The 11,824-nt window shown below is 44.0% G+C and carries 9 protein-coding genes; 2 read left to right on the top strand and 7 right to left on the bottom strand.

Annotation, left to right across the window (positions count from 1 at the left end):
* Nucleotides 1-164: 164 nt before the first annotated feature.
* The 7 genes from U9Q77_08615 to U9Q77_08585 form a co-directional block, all read right to left on the bottom strand.
* Nucleotides 165-1,955 carry an SLC13 family permease gene (locus tag U9Q77_08615; GenBank protein ID MEA3287421.1) on the bottom strand — a complete coding sequence of 597 codons (1,791 nt, stop codon included), beginning with the start codon at nucleotides 1,953-1,955 and terminating at the stop codon, nucleotides 165-167.
* Nucleotides 1,956-2,064: 109 nt separating this feature from the next.
* Entirely contained in the window at nucleotides 2,065-2,256 is a 192-nt protein-coding gene (locus tag U9Q77_08610; protein ID MEA3287420.1) for a hypothetical protein, read from the bottom strand.
* A gap of 558 nt (nucleotides 2,257-2,814) precedes the next feature.
* Nucleotides 2,815-3,798, bottom strand: coding sequence for a nucleotidyl transferase AbiEii/AbiGii toxin family protein (locus U9Q77_08605; protein ID MEA3287419.1), 984 nt, complete (start codon nucleotides 3,796-3,798; stop codon nucleotides 2,815-2,817).
* Nucleotides 3,791-4,405, bottom strand: coding sequence for a DUF6088 family protein (locus U9Q77_08600; protein ID MEA3287418.1), 615 nt, complete (start codon nucleotides 4,403-4,405; stop codon nucleotides 3,791-3,793). Before U9Q77_08600 ends, U9Q77_08605 begins: the two co-directional genes overlap by 8 nt.
* 426 nt (nucleotides 4,406-4,831) lie before the next feature.
* On the bottom strand, nucleotides 4,832-6,073 hold the full coding sequence (locus U9Q77_08595; protein MEA3287417.1) for a hypothetical protein: 1,242 nt from the start codon (nucleotides 6,071-6,073) through the stop codon (nucleotides 4,832-4,834).
* 77 nt (nucleotides 6,074-6,150) lie between these two features.
* Complete coding sequence (rnhA, locus tag U9Q77_08590) at nucleotides 6,151-6,885, bottom strand: ribonuclease HI (protein ID MEA3287416.1); 735 nt, start codon at nucleotides 6,883-6,885, stop codon at nucleotides 6,151-6,153.
* A gap of 40 nt (nucleotides 6,886-6,925) precedes the next feature.
* Nucleotides 6,926-7,516: a hypothetical protein gene (locus U9Q77_08585; protein MEA3287415.1), complete on the bottom strand. Its 591-nt coding sequence runs from the start codon at nucleotides 7,514-7,516 to the stop codon at nucleotides 6,926-6,928.
* A gap of 597 nt (nucleotides 7,517-8,113) precedes the next feature.
* Between U9Q77_08585 and typA the strand changes: the two genes are divergently transcribed.
* Together typA and U9Q77_08575 are read left to right on the top strand one after the other, a co-directional pair.
* Nucleotides 8,114-9,946: a translational GTPase TypA gene (gene typA, locus U9Q77_08580; GenBank protein ID MEA3287414.1), complete on the top strand. Its 1,833-nt coding sequence runs from the start codon at nucleotides 8,114-8,116 to the stop codon at nucleotides 9,944-9,946.
* 30 nt (nucleotides 9,947-9,976) lie between these two features.
* On the top strand, nucleotides 9,977-11,119 hold the full coding sequence (locus U9Q77_08575; protein ID MEA3287413.1) for a THUMP domain-containing protein: 1,143 nt from the start codon (nucleotides 9,977-9,979) through the stop codon (nucleotides 11,117-11,119).
* Nucleotides 11,120-11,824: the final 705 nt, after the last annotated feature.

Here is an 11,824-nt window from a genome sequence, read left to right as displayed (position 1 = left end):
CCGGTATACCTACTACTCCTACATGACAAATGGATTTTAAAGTCCCTATGGGGATTCTGCCTCAAATTCGTATCGATATCAAACTAAACGTTGAAAGAGTCCTATGAACTAGGCTATTAATTCCACGTCTGGGAAACGTTTGAAGTTTCTACTTTGTGCATGGTTTAAAAAGGCCAGATAACCGGTATTAAGACAGAAGCTATAATCCAAAAAATGAGGTTAAGAGGAGCTCCTGCTCTGATGTAATCAGTAAACCGATACTTTCCAGGTCCATAAACCATCAAGTTAGTTTTATATCCAATGGGTGTCATAAAACTGGCTGAAGCGGCATAACATATGGTAAATATCAATGGCCTGGCATCTATTCCAAGATTGTTGGCGGCTGCAATAGCTATCGGTGTTAATACGATTGCTGCTGCATTATTTGATATCAGTTCGGTGCTTAAACTCGTTATGAAATACAATATTGAAAGCAGAGCATATGGAACAAGCGATTCCGGGAACAGATTGGCTAAGAGAGTAATGTTTTGTCCAATGAGCAGAGCTGCCCCACTTGTTTCCAGTGCGGTTCCAAAGGGAATGAAGGCTGCGATGAATACTATCACAGACCAATTAATTGCACCATAAGCTTCCCGGGTAGAAATGTGTTTGGAAACCAATAGTAAAAACATTCCTGAAAAGGCTGCTATCATAATATCTACGAGACCCGTGGCCGCCAACAACATCATTATCGGTATGACAATTACTGCCAACCAACGAATCTTCTTCTTCCTCAGATTAACTTCATGATGTTGTAAGATAATCAAATCAGGGTCATTTCGTATTTCAGCAATACGATCCATTGGCATGAGCATAAGCATGGTATCAGCAAACCGCAACCGGATATGAGCAATCTTTTGCTTAAGCATCTCACCACGACGGCCTATAGCCAGCACAAAAGCGCGGTACTTCCGACGGAATTCAAGTTCACTCAAAGTTTTACCAGCAAGACCTGACTCAGACCCAACAAGTCCTTCTACTAGTACATTATCACCCGCCTGTAATTCTTTTTCACTTAATTTGATATCTGTAAGAGCAAGCACCTTTTCCTGCTGATGAAACTTCACAAACTTTTCAACACTGCCTTTTGTCAACAGGGTATCTCCTGCCTGAAGGATCATATTGCCAATATCTGAGGTTACCTGAATACCTTCTCTGATAATTGCAAGAACTGTAATTTCGTAGCGTTCATTTATCTGTTTTTTCCGACAACTTGACCCGATCAAAGGTGAACCTTCTGCTATTCGAAACTCAGTCAGATATGGTGCCATATGATATTTACCTACCAGAGTACTGACCGGAGCTCGAGATGGTAGGAGGCGTGGTAAGAAAACAAGATTGTAAACTGAGCCAACCAGTAGAAAAATGATCCCCAGGGGCAAGAATTCAAACATTCCCAAAGGCTTCAGGCCGTGAGATTCTCCAACTGAACTTACCAGGAGATTGGTTGATGTTCCAATGAGAGTGATTGTACCACCATAGATAGCTGCATATGACAATGGGATCAGTATCTTTGATGGTGAAATTCGAAACTTAGAAGCCATCTGCATGGCCACAGGAATAAAGATAGCCACAGCAGCAACATTATTTATAAATCCTGAGAAGAGGCTTGTTGTGACCAAGAAAAGCCCCATCCCCAACCATCTTTGTTTATTCTCCAGGTCGATAAAGTATTGAGCTAGATTCTCCATCACTCCAGTTTTCACCAGAGCATGACTCAAGACAAACATAGCTGCTACTGTAAGAACAGCCTTATTGCTGAATCCGGCCACAGCTTCAGCACCATCCACATAGCCAGTATACCAGAGGATGAGGAGAAGACCAATTCCAAGCACATCAATGGGGATGACATCCAGGATTAAAAGAATCAGAAGCAGGATCATTATGGCAAAGATCCCTACAATGGCTAAACTCATAATTCTTCTCTATATCTCAGATCGTTGGATTCTATTACGTGATAACAGTTTGTCAATAACTGAACGATTTAGCTCATTTGCGTTACCTAGACTATCTAGTGTAAAAATGTCACTCATAATTGAACAACACATCTCCCAGTCCAGCGTGGAACGGTTCCAAAGCATCTTGCCCGGGAACTTGGTTATGATCTGGCGGGTGATGATAACCCCCTGATCCTGCAAAAGTAGTGATAAATTCAACTCGTTCCTCGTGTTGTTTTAACCAGTGATCTTGAAAAGCAGGCAGTATAGCTTGCTCCATAACAGGCTCCATAGCGCTAAAGCAATACAATGTGATGGTTCGAGGCTCTTCGATCCGGATCTGATCTCGACTGAACCAGAAAACGAAAAAGAATATTGGCCAATCGGTAGCCTGGGTCTTTCACATATGTAGGCTCAATACTTTCAGTTGACATGTTCATAAAAGCCCCCTCTTGTAGCGCATTACCCATACCGTTAAGTAAAAGTTATTGTATGAGATCTTTATGAACAAGAGAAATCGGGAAGTCACTCTCATTAAAGGCATGACTATTGATCTGTATTTGGGTATCTATTTTCCTCATGTTGGAATAATCAGATGCAGGTTGTGACACATATACGCCAGCTGGCGGATACGCCCCGGCAGGCACTACTCTATTGAAATGGAGGTGGATCGCCCTTCACACCGGCTTCATTGGACTTATAACCCAACTTGTCACGTCGTAGCTGAGAGCGTGGAAGGTCGCAGGTTCGAAACGGAACGAGGTTTCCTGCCTGCCACGGCGTAGCTGAAAGCGAAGATGGGCGGAAAGCTTGTGGAGTAAGACGCCTGCTTTAGTTCTTATTTCTGATTAATTTTAGCTTCTAGATCAGTCACAGATTCCATGATATCTTCCCATTTGGGAGCTTCATAAAAGAACATCTCCTCCATTTCAGCGTAGTCCAATATCAAATCCTTCATAACATGCTTTGGTGGGATCAACTTGAATGAGCGAGGCTTCAGATTCTCATCGTGTGCCCATCCTTGTTTATAGAGGTGGCGTTTGACATTCATGACATCCTGCATAAGATCCTCATTCTGTAGGGCTTTCTCTCTCACTTTATCATCAATATACATTTGATGAATATCATAGTAGTGTCTGGAGTTCCGTTCCTTAACTGGCCTACCCTCATCACGATGAGCGTTCGCGTGAAGAATAGTTATTTTCTCCCAGAATGTCCTTTCAGCTAGTATCGTCTCAACTTTGGTCTCAGCTACTTTGAACAATTCGGGATACTGTTCTGCAGTATAAGGCGTAATACTCATATTTTCACTTGGCCTTGATGCACCGACAGGGCCAATCTCAAGCAAAATGTAAGGCAGAAGAGATTTCTCAGTGAATGCCCGAGGGTAATCTATCTTGATCTGGTTATACGTACCCGGCACGATTTCAGCCGAACATACTCCATTCATTAATCCTTCAAGCTTTGGAAGAAAACTGCTTTTGAGGTAATCCAGTCCAGCTCGTCGAAGTTCTTCAATGAAATCTGTTCGTTGCCGAGAACTGCGTTCCGCTATTAGCGGTTGATCCGTCATCTCCTCTGCATCGATTAATAAATCAATATCCTCCGAGAACCGCTCAATCAAACCATATGCTTTTGATAGTGATGTACCACCCTTGAACTTGATGTACTTCTGAACATATTTGTCACCATACAATAATCCCAATAACCAACATACCCAGAAATCCTTCTCAATCACTTCGGGTTTCTGCACACGTTCTGCTGCTGCCTCGCTGAATATCTCCTTGCGCTCTCCATCGGATCGCTTTGCAAAATCATACATTGGACGACTCTAGACATACATTACGAATTCCGGAATAAATCCAGCCCGTTGCCTTTGCTGTATCTTTCAGAACGCGCGATCGAATCTCTGGATTCAACCATTTTCTTGTATGGTCAATCACATCAGGTGTTAGTCTATCCCTACCCAGTGAGCGAAAAGCTGAGACAATGCTGGCACTCTCATGATGCTTGAACCCAACATCTTTCAATTTGGTTGTCTTAAACCTGATGGGGGTTTTCCCTGCGATGAAGACCTTACTGGGTCCGTCAGATAAATAGACATACTTACTTGGAACCTGGGTAGATAATCCGAGCATATTTAATGCTGTTGGCCCACTAGGTTGTATACGCCAATTAAATTTCCGAGCGATAGCCTGGCTCACTTTGTCAATATCAGGACTCAAATACTTACCAAGTAGATCACTATACACGGGGTAATCATAAATACCGCGGGACACACGTCTAATAGTTCCCTTGTCCACAAGACGGTGAAAGGCGACATCAATTGCGGAACGGTTTCCTAGAGTAGCAAAATCTATTTGTGAGAATACCCAACCCCTACCACGGCCATATATTTTATTAAGTACTTTATTTTCAATGCTATACATTTTATATGTTCTCCTATCTTTGTAAGATATAATACATTGTTTATCTTACAATATCAAGAACTCTTTTACCCCCTGGGATTACCATGTAATAAACTCGATATCAGCTCCAATTTTACCTTCATGAAACCAAAGAAGACCCTAGTATACCTAGGTTATGGCACCAGGGAGTATAGTCGTCTTATCTTATTGTTATTATTGTATTTATATAGTTATTCAAAAGAAGCTTATTCAATTTGCAAAATATCACTCTTAAAAAAGGGGCATATACCACAGAATCATGTACCTATGAAATCCGGCAAACTGTTCAAATGTTTCTCGGCCAATTCAGGATTGGGATGAGTGTTTCTACTTCATATATCGACATTCGTTAATCGTATTCTGCATTCCTGGAGAGACTTTTTGCGTTGGTTACAGTGAGGGATACTCTCACTCTCCACCCTTCAATTTCAGATCAAGCTCGTGCTCATAAATATCGGAGATAGTTTTTTCCAGCCAGCGATTGAATTTTTTCAATTGTCTTTTCTTGATCCCGCTTTTGCGCCACTTGTGAAGAACCTTGTTGGTCTCCTCGATGATCTCTAACTCTGCAGGAAGCAGTACCTGGGCAAAACCGTTGCCCTCCTTGTTCATCAAAGGAGCCAAATTCAGATAATCACTTCCGTTCCCCCGGATATTCGGATAACAACGCCCTTTCAACTGCAGGGCGGCCTGATTCAAAGGGGCTGGTTGATCATTCCTGGAGATCAAAATACCCGGTAAATATTCAGCGTCAACCACCCATACCGGTGTTACCAGAGTAGCCAGTTGCCAGCCCAGAATGGTCCACATGGTGGTCAACTGAGGATCTTCACCCGGCAAAACGCCCTGGATGACCATGGTTGAGGCTGAGTTGTAACGCATCACATAATCACCGAAAGGAATAAAAGTCGTATCATTCACATCTGCAGGTAGTTCCAAATCATGAATATTCGTTTTCAGCAAAGAATGATTTAGATTTCGGGTCGCTTTTTCCAATAACAACTCCACCGAAAGTTTGCCACCAGCTAAGCTCTCACTGAACAAATCATTGGTGGTTTGTAATCGAATAAAGCCATAACCCCCATCTTTTTCACCCCGAAACGAAAAATTAGTTCGTAACAGATAGCCGTCCGGAGCAAGTTCTGAGTCACAGGCATCATACTTTTTGAAATCATAGTAGCCAGTCTCGTAATAAGCGGCTCCGCCCTGGGCATCGATGACTCCGAAATTAGCTGCCAGCCCCCATTTTCCAGAGGAGCTGTCCAGCAGTGTCTCAAAATCTTCCAGAGTAGCGCAAATCTCCAGAGCTCTGTGCATGAACAAGCCCTCCTGATCATCTGCAGCATCACAGGTCAGACCAGCATTGAGATTGTAGGAGGCTGTGTTCATGATGGAAAAGCCGGTAGAATTGCTCCCCATCCATATCTCGGCTCCAGTGTTATCAACCAGATTGGCGACCCCGACAAAATCGTAACGCTCACCTTCGATATAAACCAGCTTGTTCTCATGAAAACCGGTATCACGATGCTTCCAGAGTAGTGGACGGCCATCGCTGGTAGCACTGCCGGAGATCACTGCTGATGTGCAGGCCAGGGATTCACTAATAAAAACTAAACATAGTACCAATGGGAGTATCGCTTTATTCAACATACCTGTTCTCGTATTTTTTTTGGTTTGATCTCGACTGCAACCATACACTGCGCCGCCGAGTTTGACAAATCAACTGCTTAACGTTTCCCATAACCAGTATCTATGATCAAAGAGGGGCACTTTTTGGCTTCATTTGCCAAAACATCACAGCGTTCATTCTCAATATTTCCGGCATGGCCCTTGACCCACCGGAAATCCACTTTATGTTTTTCCAGTAAACTCAGCAGCTTTTCCCAGAGATCCACATTCTCTGCTAATTTACCATCAGATTTTTTCCAAGCTCTACTGCGCCAACGTTTTGCCCAGCCTTTGGAGATCGAATCAACCACATACTTGGAATCAGTATGCAGAATAACTTTAGAGGCTTTCTGCAAAGCTTCTAAAGCAACAATAACGGCCATCATTTCCATGCGATTATTGGTGGTTAATTCATATCCGGCGGATAATTCCTTACGCAGCTTCCCTTGTTGCAGGACAATACCGTATCCGCCCTTGCCGGGATTGGGTGATGCACCCCCGTCAGTGTGAATAATAATTTTCTCTCCATCAAGGCCAGGCCTGGATGTTTTAGCAAGATCATTGGTTTCAGTTTGAGCCTTGATAAGTTTTATCAAACCTTCATCAACTGCCTCTGACGCTGTTAGAACACATTCCCTGAGCCAGTGGATCGCCTCCAAACGACACACAAAACTTTTATACCTGGCTCCTTTGAAGCCCTTGACCTGCAAGGCAGCCTCATCCCAACTGGTGTATACCCCAGGCTGGTATCCTTGAAACACAGCATAGTACTTACTGACCTTTTTAGCAGCCACTCGGGTTATCCATTAGGAAGTATTTTTTGCAGGGTGATGATCACCAGAGGAAATTGAACAGAATAAAGCAGGCTCCAAGAACAAAGAATGCCCCAAAGACGCGGTTGTTTCGCACAACATATCCATCAAAACGATTATTCATCTGTTCCAGGGGCAGTAATAAAAGTCTGGTGGATATCCACTTATCGAGATAGGTGTTAACCGACTGCAACTTCTCGGGATTGAAGACCAACAACCCCCAGACTGGAATCCCCAGCATAATAGTCACTACCAATACCCAGCGTAAAGATTCCAGCAGGATCCCAATCCCCATTGCTGATGCGGTATTCCCCTGAATTACCATGTATTCATCTGATGTGGGAATCCGGGAATACACGAGATAAAGTGCCACGATGGATACAACCAACATAACCGTACCGATCAGTTGGTTGTTATTAAAGTAAAATGAGTTGGTATCTCTAACAATATCCAAGGATTTGGTGCTTTTCCTGGCCGAATACCATTTATTGCCACTTTTATTAAGACCTTCCAGGATCTCAGGTTTAAAAAACAGCAGAAGCCCCATAAAAAGGGCCATAAAGCCACCTACTATAAATAGAAGTTCAATAATCTCGAGATAAATGGCTGTCATCTTAGACCTCCTGAATGGGCATTATTTTAGAACTAGACTGTTGCGAATTTAGCACACTTCTGCCCCAATCCTACGGCTTGCTTGCAAAAAACCATTCTATTAAACCGGCCCATGTTATCCGTAAGTATATTTTACATATATAGCCACAAAGTCACTAAGGCACGATGTTCTATAAATTCCCAGAATGGCTCTTTGAGCCTTTGCTTGTCCGGCGTAGCTCTTCGAGCGAAGATGGGTGTCTTCGTGGCAAAAGAACTTACACTGCTGCGAGGTGATGACTCCTGATGCATACGGTTATCTCAGGCCAGCTTAATATAGTTGCAAAGAAGTGGGTGTACGAATTATTGATATCAGTTACCCATGTTTCGTCATAAGCATAAATATTTTCACTAACCAGCCGGAGGTTAACTGCATGATCAGGTGGTACATAATTACAGCTTTGAACTTTTACTTTCGGCAAACAACATTCTGTACAACTGATCACCACATCATTTTTTTTATAGGAATCAGTCACTTTCGAACGCATCCTGCACGCGCTTTTTTAACTGCTTAATTTTGCGGTGCTTCGAGTAGGTTAAGCACCCCGAAAGGACATATATGCGTAAAGAGAATTTTAGGAATATCGCCATCATTGCCCACGTTGATCACGGCAAGACCACCCTGGTGGATTGGATGTTGCGACAGAGTGGGATATTCCGCGAAAATCAGGAGGTTGCTGACCGGGTCATGGACAACATGGATCTGGAACGGGAACGCGGCATCACCATCAGTGCCAAGAATACAGCCATCACCTATAAAGATGTAAAAATCAACATTATCGATACCCCTGGTCATGCTGATTTCGGGGGTGAGGTAGAACGTGGTTTAAGCCTGGTAGACGGCGCAATTTTGCTGGTCGATGCCAGTGAGGGTCCCCTGCCTCAAACCCGTTTTGTGGTTAAGAAAGCACTTGAAAAGAATATCAAAATCATGCTGGTTATCAACAAGATAGACCGACACGACTCAAGAGTTAGTGAAGTGATCAATGAAGTATATGATCTCTTTATTGATCTGGATGCTGAAGACGACCAGATCGATTTCCCCATACTTTACACCATCGCAAAAGAAGGAGTTGCCCATCTCGAATTAGATGATAACTCCACAGACCTGCGACCTCTTTTTGATGCCATCCTGGAATATATCCCAGGTCCTGAAGCTGAGGACAATCACACTCCCCAGTTCCTGATCGCCAACCTGGATTATGATGCCTATGTAGGTCAGATCGCCATTGGTAGATTAAACAATGGCTCGCTAAAAATGAGCAAGAATTACTTGCTGGCTGGTGAACACAAACAAACACCGAATGTTAAATTTTCGGCGTTGTACACCTTTGAGGGTCTTCGTCGCCAACAGGTTGAAGAAGTAGTGGCCGGTGATATCATCGCCTTCGCTGGCATCGATAATATTGCCATTGGTGATACTATCACCTCCATAGAAGATCCAGCGATCCTGCCACGAATCAAAGTGGATGAGCCCACTGTCTCCATGATATTCTACGTCAATACCAGTCCCTTTGCTGGTCAAGACGGCAAGTATCTCACATCCCGCCACATTCTAGCCCGGCTTGAAAAGGAAATGCGTTTGAACGTTGCTCTGCAAATTGAGCAATTGAAGAACAGAGCTGATGCCTTCGAAGTTCGTGGACGTGGCGAATTGCAGATGGCTGTTCTGATCGAGACCATGCGACGGGAGGGCTATGAGTTCATGGTTTCAAAACCCCAGGTCATCACCAAGGAAATCGATGGCAAGATCTCCGAACCAGTTGAAATGCTCTATCTGGATATTCCTGAAGAATTCGTAGGGGTTATGTCAGAGAAACTATCTATCCGCAAAGGTCGGATGGTAAATATCATTAATCATGGCAGCGGCCGAGTCAATCTGGAATTCCGCATCCCTTCCCGTGGTCTGATCGGTTTTCGCAGCACCTTTATGACCGATACCAAAGGTGCTGGTGTGATGAATACCATTATGGAAGGCTACGCACCCTGGTTTGGCTCCATCCCCCAACGCAAGACCGGCGCTCTGGTGTCTGATCGGCCCGGAAAGGTGACCGCATACGCTAGCCTGAGTATGGAAGACCGTGGTGAATTGCAAATCGAAGTCTCGACTCCTGTTTATGGTGGTATGGTTATTGGCGAGCGTAATCGCCCCGGTGATCTTGATGTGAATATCACTCGCGAAAAGAAACTGACGAACATGCGCAGTGCCAATGCTGATGCAACCGTGACCTTACGCAAACCAAAACTACTTACCTTGGATGAGTCCATCGAATTCATCTCAGAAAATGAACTGGTTGAGATCACCCCTGATAATATCAGAATTCGCAAAATGGAATTGGATCCCATTAAAAGATTGTCCCAAATGCGTAAAGAAAAACGCCTGAGCGAGTAGTGCCAGATAACCCAGTAACGGAGCGCTAATATGGAATTTCAATATCTTCGAACCGGACATTATTTTGCCCAGGTCGCAAATGGCCTGGAAGAGTTGGCAGCAGCTGAAATCAAGGTTCTGGGAGCCACCAGTATCAGACAGCGCTTCCGGGGGCTATATTTTTCCGCAGATAAAGCAGCTTTATACAGGATCAACTACGGCTCGCGACTGTTGACCCGCGTCCTGGCTCCCCTCATATCTTTTGATTGTCACAGTACAAAGTATCTCTACAAGACAGCCCTGGATATTCCCTGGGAAGACCTTTTCTCGCCGGATCAGACCTTTGCTATTTTTGCGCAGGTCAGTAACAGCCAGATCACTCACTCCCAGTACGCTTCACTGAAGTTGAAAGATGCCATTGTTGATCGCTTCATGGATAAAGCCAAACGACGACCTGATGTGGATCCCAAATACCCACATATTTGGTTCAACCTGCATATTGAAAATAACAGGGCGGTTATCAGTTTGGATACCAGTGGCAGTTCCTTACACCGCAGGGGTTACCGTCTGGACACTGTGGAAGCACCCATGCAGGAAACACTTGCAGCAGCCTTGATCCAATTCACAGAGTGGACCGGTGAAAAAATGCTGATCGATCCCATGTGCGGATCAGGTACTCTGGCAGCCGAAGCTTATATGACTCTGACGAAACTCTCACCAGGCTATTTCAGGAAATCTTTTGGGTTTGAGCGTCTCCCGGATTTTGATCGCGGCCTCTGGAAACGGATCCGCAAGGGCATGGATAATAAATTCATGGTTCCTGACAGCATACCGATCCAGGCCTCTGACATTGACCCCAGTGCCATGCGAGTCGCCAAGCGCAATCTGGGTCATCTCCCTGGTGGTAGCGGTATCTACACCCACCGCAAAGATTACCAGCAAATTGGCAACACAGAAGGTGTCACCCTAATCATGAACCCGCCTTATGGGATCAGACTGAAACGGGGACAGGATCTTTCAGATTTTTACAAAGATCTGGGCGATTGGCTCAAGCAAAAATGTGCTGGAAGCGAAGCTTATATCTATTTTGGGGAACGTAAGTATCTGAAAAATATCGGCCTGCGTCCCGAGTGGAAAAAGCCACTGATGAACGGTGGTCTGGATGGACGTTTTGCTAAATTTGTGATGTATTGATGAGTTGAAAGTTGAAAGTTGAAAGTCGAAAGTCGAAAGTCGAAAGTCGAAAGTCGAAGGTCAAAGGTCAAAAACCTTCACGCTACAAACAACTTTTTATTTATGGCTCATCGTCAGAATGCGTACCTGGGGTCATAGGAAGAAGCGTCAAAGTGGTGAATGAGACCTAATTTATCTGCTAAAGAAATATCCCGAAGGCGGTGCATTGAGCCTTGTCGAAATGGATTAAATATGAATAGCTACCCGGCGTCGCTTCCAGCTATGCCGTGGCGGGCTGGGTGCAACCCGTAGTACATAGAATCAAGAAACAGATCAAACTCTGAAGGAGTTTAACCCTGTCAACCGAGACACCCAAATATTGTATCAGATCATATTCTCTGCACAGGATGATTTAATTGAATACGTTAAAAAACCGGGAGAAGCACGGTCAGAAACAATCATTTATTGAGGAACTTAGAGAACTTCTGATAAACCATGAAAAAGCACGCATATTTCATGAGGGCGTACAAAAGTTGCATTTCTTTATGAAATATGCTGGATAGAGTTTGATGAAAAATATTTGCTTTAGTGATATTCAACCCCTTCAGGGAATGTGGATCTGAGTAAAAGATGAAAGCTTCCTGACAATCCAACTAACGAGGTACGCATTTAGGGGATGAACCTTATTTATAATTTCTATACCAGTGCACAGGCTTATCTATCAAT

The sequence above is a fragment of the Candidatus Neomarinimicrobiota bacterium genome (assembly GCA_034716895.1).
Taxonomy (GTDB): Bacteria; Fidelibacterota; UBA8477; order UBA8477; family JABMPR01; genus JABMPR01.
Note: the sequence above shows the minus strand (reverse complement) of the source record. Positions and strands in the feature narration are given on the sequence as shown.